Annotated in this window: 13 protein-coding genes; 8 read left to right on the top strand and 5 right to left on the bottom strand. The window is 44.9% G+C overall.

Annotated elements, in window-relative coordinates; genetic code table 11:
- Nucleotides 1-365: 365 nt before the first annotated feature.
- A complete protein-coding gene (locus AB8P72_RS03920; protein WP_369958055.1) occupies nucleotides 366-1,289 on the bottom strand; it encodes a CoA ester lyase in 924 nt (307 codons plus the stop codon).
- Nucleotides 1,290-1,398: 109 nt separating this feature from the next.
- The gene (locus tag AB8P72_RS03915) at nucleotides 1,399-1,806 is read right to left on the bottom strand and encodes a DUF1971 domain-containing protein (protein ID WP_369958054.1); all 408 of its coding nucleotides are present in this window, start codon (nucleotides 1,804-1,806) and stop codon (nucleotides 1,399-1,401) included.
- A gap of 321 nt (nucleotides 1,807-2,127) precedes the next feature.
- Between AB8P72_RS03915 and AB8P72_RS03910 the strand changes: the two genes are divergently transcribed.
- Complete coding sequence (locus tag AB8P72_RS03910) at nucleotides 2,128-3,606, top strand: MFS transporter (protein WP_191690535.1); 1,479 nt, start codon at nucleotides 2,128-2,130, stop codon at nucleotides 3,604-3,606.
- A gap of 118 nt (nucleotides 3,607-3,724) precedes the next feature.
- Here AB8P72_RS03910 and AB8P72_RS03905 read toward each other — a convergent pair whose 3' ends face one another.
- From AB8P72_RS03905 to AB8P72_RS03895, 3 genes are all read right to left on the bottom strand, one after another.
- Nucleotides 3,725-4,981: a cytochrome P450 gene (locus tag AB8P72_RS03905; protein ID WP_369958053.1), complete on the bottom strand. Its 1,257-nt coding sequence runs from the start codon at nucleotides 4,979-4,981 to the stop codon at nucleotides 3,725-3,727.
- 165 nt (nucleotides 4,982-5,146) lie between these two features.
- Nucleotides 5,147-5,806 (bottom strand): two-component system response regulator NarL, encoded by a 660-nt coding sequence (narL, locus tag AB8P72_RS03900; RefSeq protein ID WP_369958051.1) that lies wholly within the window; start codon nucleotides 5,804-5,806, stop codon nucleotides 5,147-5,149.
- 134 nt (nucleotides 5,807-5,940) lie between these two features.
- Entirely contained in the window at nucleotides 5,941-7,992 is a 2,052-nt protein-coding gene (locus AB8P72_RS03895; RefSeq protein WP_369958050.1) for a histidine kinase, read from the bottom strand.
- A 287-nt stretch (nucleotides 7,993-8,279) separates the two neighbouring features.
- Here AB8P72_RS03895 and AB8P72_RS03890 point away from each other — a divergent pair, with 287 nt between their 5' ends.
- The 7 genes from AB8P72_RS03890 to AB8P72_RS03860 all read left to right on the top strand — a co-directional run bounded on the left by AB8P72_RS03890 (nucleotide 8,280) and on the right by AB8P72_RS03860 (nucleotide 19,790).
- Entirely contained in the window at nucleotides 8,280-9,659 is a 1,380-nt protein-coding gene (locus AB8P72_RS03890; RefSeq protein ID WP_369958049.1) for a NarK family nitrate/nitrite MFS transporter, read from the top strand.
- A 397-nt stretch (nucleotides 9,660-10,056) separates the two neighbouring features.
- Nucleotides 10,057-13,815: a nitrate reductase subunit alpha gene (locus AB8P72_RS03885; RefSeq protein WP_369958048.1), complete on the top strand. Its 3,759-nt coding sequence runs from the start codon at nucleotides 10,057-10,059 to the stop codon at nucleotides 13,813-13,815.
- Nucleotides 13,816-13,889: 74 nt separating this feature from the next.
- Nucleotides 13,890-15,428, top strand: a complete 1,539-nt coding sequence (gene narH / locus AB8P72_RS03880) for a nitrate reductase subunit beta (RefSeq protein ID WP_068404987.1) — start codon at nucleotides 13,890-13,892, stop codon at nucleotides 15,426-15,428.
- Nucleotides 15,429-15,474: 46 nt separating this feature from the next.
- The gene (gene narJ, locus AB8P72_RS03875; protein ID WP_369958265.1) at nucleotides 15,475-16,284 is read left to right on the top strand and encodes a nitrate reductase molybdenum cofactor assembly chaperone; all 810 of its coding nucleotides are present in this window, start codon (nucleotides 15,475-15,477) and stop codon (nucleotides 16,282-16,284) included.
- Between the two features lie 14 nt (nucleotides 16,285-16,298).
- Nucleotides 16,299-17,024 carry a respiratory nitrate reductase subunit gamma gene (gene narI / locus AB8P72_RS03870; protein ID WP_201542611.1) on the top strand — a complete coding sequence of 242 codons (726 nt, stop codon included), beginning with the start codon at nucleotides 16,299-16,301 and terminating at the stop codon, nucleotides 17,022-17,024.
- A 245-nt stretch (nucleotides 17,025-17,269) separates the two neighbouring features.
- A complete protein-coding gene (locus AB8P72_RS03865; RefSeq protein ID WP_369958047.1) occupies nucleotides 17,270-18,451 on the top strand; it encodes a globin domain-containing protein in 1,182 nt (393 codons plus the stop codon).
- Nucleotides 18,452-18,890: 439 nt separating this feature from the next.
- Complete coding sequence (locus tag AB8P72_RS03860; protein ID WP_369958264.1) at nucleotides 18,891-19,790, top strand: peptidylprolyl isomerase; 900 nt, start codon at nucleotides 18,891-18,893, stop codon at nucleotides 19,788-19,790.
- Nucleotides 19,791-20,068: the final 278 nt, after the last annotated feature.

Here is a 20,068-nt window from a genome sequence, read left to right as displayed (position 1 = left end):
AACCTATTTGATGTATATTTACATCTAGCATCAAATTGGAAACATTTTAACATTCATTTAATATGAATGTTAAGAGTTATTTTTGCTTATTCTTATGTTTCTTATAAACTGCGCGGTTCACTTTTATCAAATCACGAGTGAAGTCCTTCATTTATAACCAAATTTAGAGAGAAAAACTCGAATAGCAAATAACTTATACCTAATGCAAAAACATAAAAAAACCAGATAAATGAAGTTATCTGGTCTTTTATTAGGAACACTTATTAATTACTCAGACGATTTGATAGTAGCTGATGACTGCGCTATGCAAAAACATAAAAAAACCAGATAAATGAAGTTATCTGGTCTTTTATTAGGAACACTTATTAATTACTCAGACGATTTGATAGTAGCTGATGACTGCGCTCAATCACCGGCGCATCGGCCATATTACCGTCTATCTTAAAGACGGCTTGCCCACTGCGTTCGTATTCTGCGACTACTCGCTGCGCAAATTCAATCTCGCTCTCAGTTGGTTGCAGGGCCTCTTTAACGACATCAACTTGCTTAGGATGGATACAAAGCATGCCCGACATACCCATCTGTGACCATAGCTGCACACGCTTGTGCAGACCTTTATTGTCATTAAAGTCCGCATACACGCTATCAATCGGTGCGAGCAGTTGATGGACTTTTGAGGTTAAGATAAGCTGATAACGAATTTGATTGGCGATGATATCCGCTGATGCTGTGCCCACCTGTACCTGTAAATCATTGCATAAGTCTAAAAAGCCGTAGCTAAATGCCACCATTCCGCGCGCTTCTGCCATCTCATTGGCACGATATAAACCAATAGCATTTTCTATTACGGCAATCACCGGCAGACCCGTTTGTTGGTAGATTTTGTCAATATCTGTTGCCTGCACCGCTTTTGCTAATAGCACGCCTGCTAGCTTTGGCAGCTGCTGACATAGCGCCAAGTCTTTGGCAAATTCAGCACTACTTGCTTGATTGATACGTAGCCAAATCGGGCGATAGCTTTTTGCCTCATGCTGAGCAATATAGTAGTCTTTCAACGCCGCACGAGCTTGGGCTTTGTCTGCTTGCGCAACCGCATCTTCTAAATCAACAATCACTGCATCTGCCCCGCTAGCAAAGGCTTTTTCTACCCGATCTATGCGCGTTGCTGGCACAAACAACCACGTCTTGGTATGAGACATTGATTTGATAACAGCTCGGTAATCTTTTGGCCCAGTACAGATATCGCTGCTCGTATTTTTATGGGCAGACGGATTGCTAGAAGGTGACATACTTGATTCCTAGAGGTAGATATTCATCATATAAATACTTAACGTTATTGTGCCACGACAAAAGCGCTTGTAATAGCCCAATAACGCTAGTTGGCTATAACGCTGGATATTAAGATTCCTCTGGTTTATCAAATAACTTTTCGATAGGTTTACTATGAATTTTCGAGCTGTTAAACATCGATTTATTGCCAGTATCGCCTTCTGTCCAAAAGTTGATATTAAACTGAGCATCATCGCTTAACTCTACGCGGTGCCAATATTGCGGTGGACTGACTGCAAACTGTCCGGCTTTGATAACGACTGTTTTTTCTGGTTCAGTGGCCGCTTCGTCAGCGAAACCATAAAAAGTCACCGTACCTTGCATGACGCAGATTTGGCCGTAAACGCCCTCAGCCGTATTGTGATGGGTCAATAAAGCATTGGGTACTTTATCTTTGGTGAAGAAGTGTGTCGAACGTTTGATTTTCCAATGGCTTGGAATGACGGGATTAGGATTGGTTTGGGTATCAGAACTCATGATAACTCCTTAGCTGGTTTGCTGAGTATAGATTTTTATCTCAATCTGCCTTAAAACCAATATGCAGTTAAGTTTGCAATTGAGAATAATTATCATTAATATAAAATAGCACCTTTTAAAAGCTTTTACTAGCTTTGTATGTTTTGACTATTAATAAAAATGTAACACCTTAAATGCCATCGCCGCCCCATTAACGGTCGTCCTGTCCATAAGTAGTATACAAACTACGCCCTATACTGCTTTCGCTCAATGGTGATGCGGCCCCATTATTGCTATTTTGTATCCATTACCAGCATCAGAATTTATAGTGGGGACATTATTATGCATGCCAAAGAATTACTTGAGCTTGAGCGCCGTGATATCAGGGCGCTGCACTATACGTGGATTGCTTTTTTCCTCACCTTTTATGTCTGGTTTAATATGGCGCCGCTGGCAACGTCGATGCTACAGACAGAAAGCTATTTAACCCCTGACCATATCAAATTATTTTTAATCGCCAACGTCGCGCTAACGATTCCTGGGCGGGTTATCGTCGGCATGGCTTTGGACCGTTTTGGTCCGCGGCGCGTGTTTTCTATCCTGATGGTCGTGATGGCGATACCGACGTGGTTTTTTGCGTTTGGTAACTCGGCAACCCAGCTATTCGTCTCGCGCTTATTTATGTCGATCGTCGGAGCCGGTTTCGTCGTCGGTATTCATATGACCACCTTATGGTTTAAGCCAAAAGACATCGGTTTTGCCGAAGGTTTTTATGCCGGTTGGGGCAATTTTGGTTCAGCGGCGGCGGCGATTACCATTCCAACCGTTGCTTTGCAGTTCTTTGGCGGTGACGATGGCTGGCGCTGGGCAATTGCGCTATCAGGCTTATTGATGGCCTTATACGGTGTGGCCTATTGGTTTTTAATCACCGATGGACCAGAAGTTGGTACGCATAAAAAATCTCGCAAAGCGGGCGCGTTAGAAGTATCGACGTGGAAGGATTTGTGGTTATATTGCTTATTTATCATTCCTTTATATGGCGTCTTATCCCTACTGGTGTATCGTACGCAAGCGATGGGTTTTTTAAGTGCCACTGGCGGTATTATTTGTTATAGCGTCATTATAGTGATGGTCATCTACCAAATTTATAAAGCCATTAGCGTCAATGTACCTGTGATTAAAGCGGGTATTCCAGAAGATGATAAATATCCCTTTAAATCGGTAGCGGCGCTAAACGTCAGCTATTTTGCTAACTTTGGCGCAGAGCTGGCAGTGGTTTCTATGCTGCCAATGTTCTTTGCCGCAACTTGGAAACTTGATCCAACGGCGGCTGGTTTGATTGCTTCTACCTTTGCCTTTGTTAACTTATGGGCGCGGCCACTCGGCGGCTATATCTCTGACAAAATCGGTAATCGCCGTTTAGTGATGTTGGTTTATATGTTTGGTATCGGCATTGGTTTTGTGCTGATGGGCGTGCTTAATGCCGAGTGGCCGTTATTTATAGCCGTGGTATTTACCATTTTGTGCTCGGTATTTGTACAAGGAGCCGAAGGCGCGACCTTTGGTATCATTCCCTCGATTAAACGCCGTTTGACTGGTCAGATATCCGGCATGGCAGGCGCTTATGGGAACGTGGGCGCGGTATTCTACTTATTCATTTATACCTTTGTAGAGCCCAATCAGTTCTTTTATATCATTGCAGTTGGCGCGTTTGTCGCGTGGATTGTGTGTTATTTCTGGTTGGCAGAGCCCGAAGATGCCTTTGGTGATGAATATAAAATGTCTTCTGTCGATCGTCAGATTGCTGCAGAACAAGGCTAATTATTCATAATAGCTTTTTACCGAAAACAAAAACCCACTTAGCAAACGTTAAGTGGGTTTTTTAATGGGGGGCGATATTTATTTCAATATAAGATGAAACGATTTAACCTAACATGATTTAAGCTAGCACCACAGGCACATGACTATAACCGCCCAATGGTGGCTGCTCACGCTCCAAAGAAAAACCTGCCGCTAAGGTGATATCTGTGAAATGGGCTAATAGTGCTTGAGTAGCAATTCTAAGCTGCCAAGTAGCAAGCAGGCGCCCTGGGCAGACGTGCTTGCCAATACCATAAACCACGTTAGCAGCGGCATGCTTTTGAGGGTTGAAATCATTGTCACCGAACACCGCTTCGTCGCGATTGGCTGACGTCCAGTTTAACTGTACGCGCGCGCCTTTGGGTAGCTTATGCGCGCCAATGGAAACGGGACACGTAGTGATACGGCGGTTTGAGACGAAAGGGTCGTCAATTCGCAATACCTCGTCGATGATAGTCTCAAGTTCGCTATCAGCAGCCTGCGACCAGAAGTTTACTTGCTCAGGATGCTTGACAATATGAGCGATGATAACGCCGACACACAAAGCGATAGACCCCAAATCGCCGCCGGTCCAATTACGCAAAATAGAAACCAGTTCGGCTTCGCTCAGCTCCCGCCCATCAATGCGCTCACGGCACAATTGAGCGGTGAGGCTATTCATATCAAGACTGTTTTTAGCGATATTATTTTTAGCGATATTGTTTCCAGCAGTGTTGGTTTCAGCAGTGCTCGCTTTAAACATGCCAGCCACTTCGTCAGTATTGCGGTACGGATTTATCACCGAGCGGATAATATCATCGAAGTCTTGTGCGACTTTTGCCATTTTGACGCTTTCTTTTGAGCGAGTAGCGCTGTGATTATTGCGCATCCACTGTAAAAGCCTTGGTTCTAATTCAGTAGGCCAGCCAAGCCACGCGCACTGCGCGCGTACCGCAAATACCGCGCCGATATCATCGACTGCATTGAGCATTTTACCTTTTGGTAGCTCACTCATTAATTCTGTTGCGACCTTGTCAAAAACAGAGACATAAGGCAGTAGCGCTTCTTTACTAAGGTAGCCATCAATCAGCGCCCTAAAACGCTTATGCTCTGCGCCGTCCATGCCATTAGGCATTTGTAAAAAACGCGATACCTGACTAGAAAAACGCTTATCATCTAAAGCCGCCGCCACCACATCAGCATGGCGTAGTAACACCCACTCCCCTACGTCATTTTTTATGACATCATGCGCTTGACGTAAGTTATCGGTCAGGGCGCGCAAATCACTGTCTTTACAAATAGTGACCTCAGCAGTCGCATGAACGGTTTTTTGATCAAATAAGTTAGATGTCATCATAAATCCTTACAGCAGGTATTCGGTTTTGTAGCGCCTCTCAATTCTCTACATGTTGAGTTTATACTGCTAGGCAGCTTTATAAACAATAACCATCATACACGCAAATCCATAAGTTTTTAATGAACAAGGAAGTAATGGATAAGGAAGTCACGCTTAAAGCTTTCTTTATTTAGATAAATGATTGACCGTCCACACCGCCGCTTCTACACGCGTGCGCAGACCCGTTTTATTGAGGATATGTTTGACATGGACTTTTACTGTCGACTCGGCAATATCTAAATTATTGGCAATCATTTTATTACTCAGCCCTTCAGCAATCATCTGAATCACTTGCAGCTCTCGGCTGGTCAAATTACTGGCGATATCTTCGATACTGGGTGTGCGCAAGGTTTGGGCAAGTATCGAGGCAAGGTTTGGACTGATGACCAGCTCGCCGCGCAGGATTTTTCTGATATCAATGATAATCAGCTCAGGTTCCATATCCTTTAATAAGTAACCATCGACGCCCAATTTTAATGCCTCTTGGACGTCCTCACCACTATCAGAAACCGTAAACAACACGGTCTTGGTATTGATATTTCTGGCTTTGATTTCTCGTAAAGTTTCGATACCGGTCAGTACCGGCATTTTATGATCAAGTATCACCAAATTCACGTCGTTATTTTCTAAAAATGCCAATGCTTCTTGACCGTTACTGGCTTCGCCAACGACTTCGACATCGTCCTCAAGGCTTAGTAATTCAGAGATACCGCGGCGTAACATCGGATGGTCATCGACCAATAATAGACGCGCAGGCGACGTGCTGGTATAAACTTTAGTACTCATAACATACTCACAAATTAGAAAAAATGGTACAAAAACTCTCTTACTCAAAAAAACTGCTTAAAAAAATCAAAAAATGGCAAAGTAAAAACAGCGAAAATAATAAATCTATTATCTAAAAGAGTAATTTTATTCGATTATAAATAAGCGTCTTGGGTATTTTTCTCATCAAAGAAGTTGGGCGCAAATCTGACCGTGACGATGGTACCCTGCGGTTGATTGTCTGTGACAATAAGCTCACCGCCGATGTTATGGGCGCGCTCTTTCATAATGATGAGGCCGTGATGCTGGGTTTGATCGACATTTCCTGACATGCCAACGCCATCATCGATGATACTCATAACGATATATTTATCACCCTCCTCATACGCCAATTGAATCTCTACGTTTTTTGCTTTGGCATGACGGCTGATGTTTGATAGCGCTTCTCTGGCGATCTGTATCAAATCTATCTGTTCAGTGGCGCTTAAATTGAGCGTCATAATCCGATTGTGCACGGTCATATTAAAATTGCCCTTGGAGGCAAACTCACTGGCAGCATCACGTAGTGCTTCATCAAAATTATCATTATCAATGGTCAAGCGGAACGTCACCAACAAGTCTCTTAGCTGCTGATAAGCGGAACCCAAACCTATTTTTATCTGCTCAATGTTTTGATAGACAGGCGCTTGTACTGGCTCGCTGGCCGCATTTTTTAGATGTCGCTCAAGGACGCTGACTTGGATTTTTAAATAAGACAACGACTGCGCCAAGGAGTCATGCAACTCTCTGGCAATGGTTGAGCGCTCTTCAAACAAAATCAGCTGATGCTCTTGTTGTCTTTGTTTGCGCAGTGATAAGGCGGTACTGATTAAATTGGTCAGCGCCACGATGAGCTCGTCATTTTGTGCATCCAACTCGGCACTGACAAACGGGAAAGTGCTGCCCGCTTCGGTCATTTGAATACGCTGTTCTGCCGTTATATTGCTATGACTATCAGCATTATCGTCGCTATCCGTGACAAAAGAGCGATTCATCACCAGCGTCGACTTTGGTCGTACGCGCAATTCCCCAAAAGTTTCTTGTTGATGGACGATAGGATAAGACTTGGTATGCTCGCCATTTTTAATGCCACAGCTTTCACAGCTCAGCTTTTTGCACAGCTCTTTCATTTTTTCGCCGTGCAGCACGATAGCATTTTTATTGGTGATATATTTATTTTGAATACATAAGGTAAATTCTAAATGCGGCAGCGCTTTGCTAAAGTCTGCAATCAAGTCATCGAGCTGATATAAGCTCACTTGGCTGGTGGTCAGCGATTTTGAAAAGTCATAAAACAGCGATAGCACTTGATTGGCTTTGACCAAATGCTGGGTTTTTATTTGTACTTCACTCTCAAGCGAGCGCTGATAGGTTTCAATCGTGCCCGCCATGTCATTAAAAGAGCTGCCCAATAGTTCAAATTCTCGGTAGCCCTTGATGGACACACGCGTCTGAGTCTGTCCTCGTTTAAATTGGTTATTGGCTTTAATCAATTGCTGAATGGGCAGCAGTACCGATTTTTGCAAACGGCGCATGCCGATTAATACGATAATAGCGATAAGCAGCAATGAGAGTATTTGCAGGTTTTGTTGCCATGTCTGGCGCTGCTCGTTTCGGTATTGCAGCTCACCGACGAAGTCATTGACATCTTCGATATAACGCGATGAGACGCTATAAAACCCTTGCTTATCTTGCGCCAATAACGCTGGCTTTAAATCTTGATACCACTGCTCTTTTATCTCTTTAAGCTGCTTATTAATGCGCACATGTCGATTGGCGCTCGTCAGCTGATAGACCTGTAATTCTTCGAGACGATTTTCCATATCGCGGCTGAGAATATCTATCTTTTCAGCGGTCGTTTTATTGGCAAAGTCTAATTTATCCTGTTTGGCGCTCTGCTCATTGGTTTGAGCGCCTACGCTGTTTTGTCCGACATGTAAACTTGGACTAAAAGGATGGTCATCTGAAAAATCCGTGGCTATCTGAAAATTGAGTCGGTAAGTTGCCATACGTACCGAACCTGCCACATTAATGGCCTCAGCATCCGACCTTGCCACCCATGCCAGCGCGCCACTTCCTAGCGTAGACATCACCGCTAAGGTGGCTATGATCAAAATAGCGCCCCAAGCATGCAGCGATAAAGACTGTCTGTGTTGTTTAGACCTCATGAATGGCATTCACCTAGCAAATTAGCGAAAACAGGGAGTAAATAACACTATTAAAATTGTTCATTTTAAAACCGTTCATTTTAAAACCATCCGTATTTAAAATAACAAATGCGCTTATTAGTCGTTAAAAAACCAAACTTTTGGTAATAATTCTATTACTACTATACCCCTTTTAGCCATCAGTATACCACTATGTATGAATACTCATTATCCGGATAACAAAGTACCGTGAGTTATCATTTTTTATAAATACTTATTTTTTATAAAGACAATAAGTGAGGAAGAGTATGGGCAATAAATACAACTTCAAAGGTGGTACGCTCATTACTGACTGGCGACCTGAAGTAGAAGAGTTTTGGCAAGGCGGCGGCAAAAAAGTCGCCACGCGAAATTTATGGATATCTATTCCATCTTTGCTATTGGCGTTTGCAGTATGGATGGTATGGAGTGCGGTCATCGTGCGCTTGCCAGAGATTGGCTTTGATTTTGATGGCGGACAGCTATTTTGGCTGGCTGCATTACCGGGGCTGTCAGGGGCGACGCTGCGGATTTTTTATTCTTTTATGGTACCTATTTTTGGTGGACGTCGTTGGACAGCGATATCCACCTTATCTTTATTAATACCCGCGTTATGGATGGGTTTTGCGGTACAAAACCCTGATACACCATTTATTATATTTGCCATTATCGCCCTACTGTGCGGCTTTGGCGGTGGTAACTTTGCGTCGTCTATGTCCAATATTTCGTTCTTTTATCCAAAAGCCGAACAAGGTACAGCGCTTGGGCTAAACGCTGGCTTGGGTAATCTAGGCGTCTCGGTGATGCAGTTTGTGGTACCGATGATTATCTTGGTTGGTGCTTTTGGTAGCTTGGGCGGCGACCCGCAAGTATCTGACAGCGGTCGATTATTTTATCTCCAAAACGCGGGCTTTATTTGGGTGCCTTTTATCCTGCTGTTTGCCGCATTGGCATGGTTTGGTATGAATGATATCGCTACTGCTAAAGCCTCGTTCAAAGACCAATCGGTTATCTTTAAACGCAAACATAACTGGATTATGTGTATTCTTTACATGGCGACGTTTGGCTCTTTTATTGGCTTTTCTGCTGCCTTTCCGATGTTGATTAAAAACTCGTTTCCTGCTATTGACGCACTTAAATTTGCCTTTTTAGGACCTTTGGTTGGCGCGTTATTTCGCCCATTAGGGGGCTGGATATCTGATAAAACCAGCGGCGCAAAGGTTACATTCTGGAACTATATCGTGATGGTATTGGCGGTATTGGCAGTGATGTACTTCTTGCCTAGTGAGACCAGTGACGGCAGCTTTGTCGGCTACTTTATGTCCTTTATGGTGCTCTTTATCACTACCGGTATCGGAAACGGCTCAACCTTTACCATGATTCCGGTTATTTTTAGAACCTTTCATGACCGCCGTGAGCCTGAAAAAGCGGGGACAGAAGAGTTGTTTGTCGAGATACGTAAAGAGTCAGCAGCAGTGGTCGGCTTTACCTCAGCGGTTGCCGCCTATGGTGCGTTCTTTGTGCCCAAAATGTTCGGCTCAGGACTGGGTATTGATGGTACCTTTATCTCTTTAATCCTCTTTTATGTCCTCTGTATTGCATTAACTTGGTGGTTTTACAGCCGCCCGAATGCTGAGATTCCTTGTTAAGATCGCTTGTTTAGCTATTTACTTAAACACGCTTTCAAACAGCTTTCACATCAAACCAGCCGAACCTATAAAGTGCTACTTGCCCATGTAAGTAGCGCTTTTTTTATTTTAAATTTTTACTGCTCATGAATGGCTTTATTATCAGCGTCACACGCCGTCACTGAGCAGCTATTTAGCCGCCATTTTCCAGTGCTTTCATTTTTAGCAGCTACTACTAAGGTGGTAGTGCTCTGCTCATGTTAGCGGATAGTAAGGGTGCTATGGCTTACATAAAATGACGCTATTGAAATAATATTTACGGCTTAGGTGCATACCAATATCGAGTCAAGTACGACGATACCAGCATGCGGCACTCAGCTTTAGATACACCATAGGCAATAAAATAGAGGATAGCGAAATGAGCCATTTACTCGACCAATTCCGTTTTTTTAAACGTAAACAGGGCGAATTTTCCGATGGACATGGCGAGACGCGTGATGAGTCTCGTGACTGGGAAAACGTGTATCGTAGCCGTTGGCAGTATGACAAAATCGTGCGCTCAACGCATGGGGTCAACTGTACCGGCTCGTGCTCGTGGAAGATTTATGTGAAAAACGGCTTGGTGACGTGGGAAACCCAGCAAACCGACTATCCTGAAACCCGACCTGACTTACCAAACCATGAACCACGCGGCTGCCCTCGCGGCGCAAGCTATAGCTGGTATATGTATTCAGCCAACCGTGTCAAATATCCAAAGGTACGTAAACCGCTACTAAAATTATGGCGCGAAGCCAGAGCTCAATATCCTGACCCTGTCGATGCTTGGGGCAGTATTGTGCAAGACCCTATCAAAGCTGAACAGTATAAATCTAAGCGTGGGCTTGGTGGCTTTATTCGCTCAACATGGGCAGAGGTCAACGAAATCATCGCTGCCAGTAACGTTTATACCGCCAAAACCTTTGGTCCGGACCGCATTATTGGTTTCTCGCCGATTCCTGCGATGTCGATGGTCAGTTACGCCTCTGGTAGCCGCTATTTATCGCTTATCGGCGGTGTTTGTTTGTCATTTTATGACTGGTATTGTGACTTACCTCCGTCCTCACCGATGGTTTGGGGCGAGCAAACTGACGTACCAGAATCAGCCGATTGGTACAATTCTGACTATATCATCGCGTGGGGCTCAAACGTGCCGCAAACGCGGACGCCAGATGCGCATTTCTTTACCGAAGTACGTTATAAAGGTACCAAAACCGTCTCTATCACCCCCGACTATGCAGAAATCTCTAAGCTGACCGACTTATGGCTCAATCCTAAACAAGGTACAGATGCGGCAGTGGCGCAGGCGTTTTGTCATGTCATTATCAAAGAGTTTTACCTCAAACAGCCAAGCGATTACTTCTTAGACTACGCCAAGCGTTATACCGATTTGCCGGTGCTTGTGATGTTAGAAGGTGAAGATGGCGCGCGCCGTGCGGGTCGCTACCTGCGTGCTTCTGACTTGGTCGATGACTTGGGTCAAGAAAACAATCCTGAATGGAAAACCATCGCCTTAAATAATGACGGCGAATTGGTTTCTCCCCTGGGCTCAATCGGCTACCGTTGGGGCGAAAAAGGCAAGTGGAATCTTGAGCAAAAGAACGGCACCACAGGCGAAGATATCGATCTGACGCTAACCTTAAAAGACAGCGCTGAGACTTGTGTCGTGGGCTTTGACTACTTCGGTCATGTGGATCATCCGCATTTTACTTCGGTGCCAGGCGAGCCTATCCAGCAAAAAACCGTCCCTTGCAAAACCATTACCCTTGCCGATGGCAGCACCGCCATCGTTGCGACTGTATTTGATTTAACCGTGGCCAACCTTGGTGTTGACAATGGCGTCGGCGGCGAGCACGTCACCGATGATTATAACGATGCAAGCGTACCGGGCACGCCAGCTTGGCAAGAAGTAATTACCGGCCTTAGCCGTGAGCGCGTGATTCAAGTGGCTCGCGAGTTTGCTGAAAACGCCCATAAAACCCATGGTAAATCGATGATTATCATCGGTGCGGGTATGAACCACTGGTATCACCTCGATATGAACTATCGCGGCGTGATTAATATGCTCATGCTGTGCGGTTGTATCGGCAAATCTGGCGGCGGCTGGGCGCATTATGTTGGTCAAGAAAAACTGCGCCCACAAACTGGCTGGTTACCCCTTGCCTTTGCCCTTGATTGGCATCGTCCACCGCGCCAAATGGCCGGTACCAGCTTCTTTTATGAGCACAGCTCACAGTGGCGTCATGAAACCATCTCAGCTCATGAGATTCTCTCGCCAAATGCCAATAAAAAATTCTTCCCAGAGCACATGCTTGATTACAACATCCAAGCAGAGCGCGCAGGTTGGTTACCATCAGCGCCGCAGCTCAACCGTAATCCATTGACCATAGCCGCCGCCGCAAAAGCCAGCGGTAAAGACGTGGAAGAGTATGTGGTCGACTCATTAGAAGACGGCAGCTTACGCTTTGCTTGTGAGTCTCCAGACAACCCTGTGAACTTCCCGCGCAATATGTTTATTTGGCGCTCAAACCTCTTGGGTTCATCAGGTAAGGGTCATGAATATATGCTTCATTACTTCTTGGGCACCAGAAACGGTCTGCTTAACGAAGAAAACCCGACGGGTCATTTGCAGCCAAAAGAAGTCGATTGGGTAGAAAAAGGCCCTACTGGCAAGCTTGATTTGGTCGTAACGCTTGATTTCCGTATGTCCTCGACCTGTTTGTACTCTGATATCGTCCTGCCGACCGCGACTTGGTATGAAAAAGACGACATGAATACCTCAGACATGCACCCGTTTATTCACCCATTAACTGCCGCCACCGACCCTGCTTGGGAATCTAAATCGGATTGGGAGATTTATAAAGGCATTGCTAAGAGCTTCTCTGAGCTATCAAAAGGTCATTTGGGCGTGGAAACCGACGTGGTTACTCTGCCTATGCAGCATGATAGCCCAGGCGAGCTTGCGCAGCCATTTGGTGGCACCGACTGGAAAACCGCTGGCGAAAAACCAGTTCCTGGTAAAAACTGCCCGATGATTAAAATCGTTGAGCGCGACTACCCCAATACCTATAAGAAATTCACCTCTATGGGTCCGGCTCTAGAAAAACTGGGCAATGGCTCAAAAGGCCTGAATTGGGACATGAAAACCGAGGTCAAACAACTGGGTGATTTAAACCACCGTGTCACTGAGCCGGGTATCTCTGAAGGTCGTCCTCGCCTGAATACCGCGGTGAATGCGTCTGAGATGATTTTGATGCTGGCTCCTGAAACCAATGGTCACGTTGCCGTTAAAGGCTGGGCGGCACTGTCTGAATTTACCGGTCGCGACCATACGCATTTGGCTAAATCCAGTGAGCATGAAAAGATTCGCTTTAAAGATATCGTTGCGCAGCCACGTAAGATCATCTCAAGCCCAACCTGGTCGGGTATTGAGTCTGATGAAGTGAGCTATAACGCCGGTTATACCAACGTCCATGAGCTGATTCCTTGGCGTACGATTACCGGTCGTCAGCAATTTTATCAAGATCACCCTTGGATGCAGGCGTTTGGTGAGCAAATGCAGCAGTATCGTCCGCCTATCGACACCAAAACGACGGAGATTATCCAAAATACCAAGCCCAATGGTAATAAAGAGATCGTGCTGAACTTTTTAACACCGCACCAAAAATGGGGTATTCATAGTACTTACTCTGAAAACTTGCTCATGCTGACATTGAGCCGCGGTGGTCCTTGTGTGTGGTTATCAGAAGTCGATGCTGCAAAAGCCGGTATCGTCGATAACGACTGGATTGAAGTCTTTAACGCCAACGGTGCCATTACCGCGCGCGCCATCGTTAGTCAGCGCGTCAAAGAAGGCATGACCATGATGTACCACGCCCAAGAAAAATTGGTCAACGTACCGGGCTCGCAGCAAACCGGTATTCGCGGCGGTATTCACAACTCAGTGACCCGTACTATCTTAAAACCGACGCACATGATTGGCAGCTATGCGCAGCAGTCTTACGGTTTTAACTACTATGGCACTGTCGGTTGTAACCGTGATGAGTTCGTGGTGATTCGCAAAATGTCGAAAATCGATTGGTTGGAAGAAAAACCCGATGACTCATTACCACGTCCGTTGCCAACCACCCTTGATGGTTAATAGCACGTTTATACATTGCTACTGATAAGTACTTATATTAATTGCTTTTTATACAAAAGCTTGGAGCACACCCCATGAAAATTCGTTCACAAGTCGGCATGGTGCTTAACCTCGATAAATGTATCGGTTGTCACACCTGCTCGGTCACCTGTAAAAACGTTTGGACCAGCCGCGAAGGTATGGAATACGCGTGGTTCAACAACGTTGAGTCAAAGCCTGGTATCGGTTATCCCAAAGAGTGGGAAAATCAAAACAAATGGAACGGCGGCTGGATACGTAACGCCAACGGCACGATAAACCCGCGTATCGGTGGTAAGTTCCGCGTGTTGGCAAATATTTTTGCCAACCCTGATTTGCCAGAGATTGATGATTATTACGAACCCTTTGATTTTGATTATCAGCATTTGCATACTGCTCCGCTCGGTAATTACTCGCCTATCGCCCGCCCGCGCTCAGCCATTACTGGTAAGCGTATGCAAAAGATTGAATGGGGTCCGAACTGGGAAGAAATCTTAGGGTCGGAGTTTGAAAAACGCCGTAAAGATAAAAACTTTGACAATATCCAAGCCGATATTTACGGCCAGTACGAAAACACCTTTATGATGTACTTGCCGCGTCTGTGCGAGCATTGCTTGAACCCAACCTGCGTGGCGTCATGCCCAAGCGGCGCGATTTATAAGCGTGAAGAAGACGGCATTGTCTTGATTGACCAAGAAAAATGCCGCGGCTGGCGCATGTGTATCTCAGGCTGTCCGTACAAAAAGATTTACTACAACTGGAAATCGGGCAAATCTGAAAAATGTATCTTCTGTTATCCGCGTATTGAAGCTGGTTTGCCAACGGTTTGTTCTGAAACCTGTGTTGGCCGTATTCGCTACTTAGGCGTCCTACTTTATGATGCCGACAAAATCGCCGAAGCCGCTAGCACCCCGAATGAGCAAGATTTGTATCAAGCACAGTTGGACGTGTTCTTAGATCCTAATGATCCTGCGGTCATCGCCCAAGCGTTAAAAGACGGCGTACCACAATCTGTGATCGATTCAGCTCAGCGCTCGCCAGTTTATAAACTGGCGATGGATTGGAAACTTGCTCTGCCATTGCATCCTGAGTACCGTACGCTACCGATGGTTTGGTATGTACCGCCATTATCACCAATTCAAAACGCCGCCGAAGCCGGTAAAGTGGGTATGGATGGTCTGATTCCAGACGTCGACAGCTTACGTATTCCGCTGCGCTATCTTGCCAATATGCTAACCGCGGGCGATGAAGAGCCAGTACGTTTGGCGCTAAAACGCCTACTTGCCATGCGTAGTTATAAGCGTATGCAATTGGTAGAAAAACAAGAAGTGCAAAGTATCTTGGACGATGTTGGTCTGACCAAACTGCAAGTAGAAGAGATGTATCGCTACTTGGCAATCGCGAATTACGAAGACCGTTTTGTGATTCCAACCGCGCACCGTGAAGAAGCGTTAAGTGACGCTTTTGCTGAGCGTAACGGTTGCGGATTCACCTTTGGCGAAGGCTGTTCAGGACATTCTGACAACAGTATGTTTGGACAACGTAAAGCCAATCGCCGTGATTTCATCGATACCGTCCAAAAGTGGGAGTCATAAGATGCAAACTACTCAATTTCCTAACAGTCATTTCGTGCATGAGCCTATGACGCCCCCGACTATCGGTACTTCCGACTTGAAGATCCTCAAAGTATTAAGCTTACTGATAGATTATCCAAACAATGAGCTATTTAGTGGTGATACCCTCGCCGATTGTACCGAGATTGTCGCGCGCTCGACGCTGATTAGCCCAGAAGTACGCACCCAAATCATCGACTTAATCGAAGATTTAATCGATACCGGCTGCCTTGAAGCACAAGCGCGTTATGACGGTCTGTTCGAGCGCGGTCGTTCGCTATCGCTGTGGCTGTTTGAGCACGTACACGGCGAATCGCGTGACCGCGGTCAAGCGATGGTCGATTTGATGGGTCAATATGAAGCAGCCGGTTTTGAGATTAGCGTTAAAGAATTGCCCGACTATCTGCCTTTATACCTTGAATTTTTAGCCTATCAAGCGTCGGTGATTAATGACGATATTCAGATTCGTATGGATATTGCCGATGTCAGCCATATTATCGCCCTGCTTGCTGCCCGATTAGAGGATCGCGGCAGTATTTATCAAGGCTGCTTTAATGCGCTATTGCAAATCGCTGGTAATCCGCTTGCTATCGTTGAAGAGTATCAAGAGCAAATCAGCAAAGAGCAGCGCGATGATACTTTTGAGGCGCTAGATAAAGAATGGGAAGAGGAAGTGGTGACGTTTTTGGATGCGCAGCAAGAAGATCGCTGCCCGTCGCAAACGAGTACTCAAAATCTTGCGGCCAAAGCGGGCGTTAGAACCACTCCCGCGACAAATACGGTCGATGCCCCTGTACATTGGGTCGATTTTAAAACCAGCCAACCGGTTAAACAATAATAAGGAGAGATGACATGAATATTGCAGATCCGAGTGTACAGTCTGTCGCCAACCTCAATTGGCTACAAATCTTCCTTTTTGGTGTTTATCCGTATATTGCGTTGACCATTGCAATCATTGGTACTTGGGTACGTTTTGATTTATCTCAGTATTCATGGAAATCGGGCTCAACGCAGATGCTCAGAACCAAAAACATGCGCCTTGCCAGCAACTTATTCCACGTTGGTATTATCGTCGTGTTACTTGGGCATTTATTTGGGATGTTGACGCCACACTTTCTTTACGACCGCTTTATTAGTGCAGGTCATAAGCAGATTTTAGCGGTGGTTGTTGGTGGCATCGCAGGGGTGTTTTGTTGGTTTGGTCTGGTCATGCTGCTATGGCGACGCTTTACCGATGAGCGTATCTCACACACCTCGACGTTTTCAGACAAGCTGGTACTGGTATTGTTATTTATTCAGCTTAATCTTGGTCTAATTTCTATCTTTACCTCAGTCAAGCATTTAGATGGTTATACCATGATGAATTTGGCCGGCTGGGCACAGGACATCACTATTTTAAGACCTTGGCAAGCAGCGGCACGTATTGAGCAGACTGACTTGATTTATCAGCTGCATATGGCGCTCGGTATCACACTGATTGCGATATTCCCGTTCACACGGCTTATCCATATCATCAGTGCGCCAATCTGGTATTTCGGTCGCCGTTATCAGATTGTGAGAGAGAAACGTTCGCAATAGAAACGTTGCCAATAGAAACGTTCCTAATAGGAATAGCCACAATAGTGATACAGCATTCAAGTTTAGATAAAGCTACGATATCATAAGATTCATTTTTAATGAATCTTATGATAAAATATTAATTATTAGACCGCTAAACGCTCAATCCCAGCGTTTTTTAAAGCAGTTTAATCAAGGTTAATACGCTCATTTATTGAGCTAACGCTTCTAAACTTATCACTGTGTAAATCACTAAAGGATCCACCATGGCGTCACCAAAAACACTAGAGATCGTAAAAGCAACCGTTCCTGTACTTGAGGAGCATGGCACAGCAATTACGACCGTCTTTTATAAAAACATGTTCAACCAACACCCTGAACTCTTAGATATCTTTAACGAAACCAACCAAAAACTAGGCCGTCAGCAGACTGCACTAGCCATGACAGTTTTGGCCGCAGCAAAGCACTTGGACAAATTGGCTGTACTACTACCGCAAGTCACGCAAATCAGTCACAAACACCGCGCCTTGCAAATTTTGCCAGAGCACTACCCGATTGTTGGTCATCACTTAATAGGCGCTATCAAAGAAGTATTGGGCGAAGCCGCCAACGATGACATCATCGATGCGTGGACTGAAGCCTATGATGAAATTGCTGATGTCTTTATTCAGCTAGAAAAAACCATGTATGAGCAAGAAATGTGGGAAGGCTTTGCGCCGTTTAAAATCACTGAAAAAGTAGAAGCCGCGACAGATATCGCCGCCTTTACTGTCGTTCCCGTGAACGACGATATTGATTTAAGCAAATTAAGCCTGAGCGCCGGTCAATACATCACGGTTAAAACTGACCCAGAAGACAGCGACCATCTTGCTCTACGTCATTATTCTTTATACTCAGCCACGAGCGATAAAGGCATCCAATTTGCCGTTAGACGCGACAACCGTAATGAGCATTATGGCTTGGTATCAAACCACTTACATGATCACTTAGACGTTGGCGATACGATTTTATTATCTGCACCCGCTGGTGATTTTGAGCTCAACCAAGACTTAATTCAGCAAAATGACATTCCGTTGGTACTGGTGAGCGCAGGCGTTGGTGTCACCCCGATTTTGTCGATGTTAGAGGCGCAAGTCACCGCCAATCCAAAACGTCCTATCGTTTGGGTTTATGCTTGTCAGAATAAAGACCATCACGCTTTTGATAGCAAAGTTAACGAATTACTTGCCGCCGCCGAAAACGTAGAAAAGCACATTTTCTACTTTGAATCTGGGCAAATTTTAGATGAAGCATGGCTTGCTAATTTACCGAAGCCTGCTGATATTTATGTCTGTGGTTCTATGATGTTTATGGAAAGCATTATCGATGGTCTAATGGCCTTAGACCATGGCGTTGATAGCGTTCATTATGAGCCGTTTGGCCCTAAAATGAGTCTAGAGCTGGCTTAAATGATCCGTTTAATAAAGTATTGAGGGTGCGAAAAATACGCTCGATGCTTTATTAAGGAGATATAAAGTCAGTCTGCAATTGCCATAGAGCCGCCTTTAAACGCTTCATTAGTGAGTAAATATTTAAAGGTGGCTCTATTTTTTTGTTTAGACTTTTACAAATAGTCTTAAGCCTTATAGTTTTCATAAAACTTGTTTTAAAGCGAATTTTTATTAGCCATATTTTTTGCAGTAACGTGATATCGTATTTTAAAATTTCTATTACCAAAACCCTTAGTGGAGTAACGCCATGACTGTCAGTACTTATAATCCAGCCGACCATGCAAACCATCAACACACTCATGGGCATAGTGACAATCATAGTCATGGCAATCACGACCATGACCATCATAGTCATAGCCATGCTCCGACGGGTCGTGGTGATGATATCTTGCGGGTTATGCCAACCTTAAATGATTTGCAAAAACCGCATTCTGACCAAGAGTTTATCGAAAAAGCCATGGCAGAAGAGCGCAGCAACCACAAAAACCTGATTGCCTCTAGCCGTGATGAGCTGCCATCGGTGACCGTCAATGGCGTGATGATAGATAGAACCGCGATTGCCCAAGAGCTGCAATACCACCCTGCCCCCAATAAAGAAGATGCGGTGTTTCTAGCGACGCAAGCCTTGGTGGTGCGTGAACTCTTGCGCCTTGCCGTTTTAGATGAGCCAAGCCTTGGCGAGACAGCATGGCTTGACGATGAAGAAAAAGCCATCTCTGACTTAATAGAAAAAAACGTGCAAGCAACGATGCCCGATATGGCAACCTGCGAGCGCTATTATAAGCAGAATATCACTGACTTTAAGACCGACCCTATTATGAATGTCCGTCATATTTTGTTGGCATGTCCGCCAGAAGATGGTGATGAGCGATTAAAACTTAAAAAAACCGCCTACGAATTTATCGAACAAATCAAAAATAATGCCAACCCCGATGCCGAGTTTATCCAACTGGCGCGCCAGCATTCAGCTTGCCCATCAAAAGAGCAAGGCGGCGAGCTTGGCATTATTAATAAAGGTCAGACTGTACCAGAATTTGAAGGCACGTTATTTAAAATGGATGCAGGACTGGCGCCAAGCCCTATCGAGAGCCGTTATGGTTTTCATGTTGTCGACGTGCTAACCAAAGAGCCTGGCATTCAGATGACTTATGAGCAAGTCAGCCCTACGATTCATAATAAGCTCAGCCAACAAGCCTTTCACCAATCCTTGTGCGATTACTTATTTACCTTAGCAAATGATGCCGATATCGAAGGTATCGAGATGTCGCTTGAACAAGAAAACATATTCCGCGGCTAAACAATCTATTTTCATTCAATTAATTTTTATATGTTAAAGCCGCATTATGATAGGTAGTGATGATATAAAATAGCTCGTATGGTATAACGTATCTTGTTAGGTTATACCATCTCGATAGCTAGATGACTTTAGGGCGTGTCTTCATTTCAAAAATGGTGATAAAAATGAGATAAATTGCAGTCAAACAAGGAAAATAGCGCCGTTAATATCGGGATATTACCTAGCTATTTGATGAAGTTTGGCAAAATTTAGCCATTTTTAGCCCATTTAGATGTCCA

The organism is Psychrobacter sp. CLB018, assembly GCF_041222815.1.
GTDB classification, from domain to species: Bacteria; Pseudomonadota; Gammaproteobacteria; order Pseudomonadales; family Moraxellaceae; genus Psychrobacter; species Psychrobacter faecalis.
The sequence above is the reverse complement of the archived record's forward strand: the minus strand, read 5'-3'. Positions and strand labels throughout refer to the sequence as shown.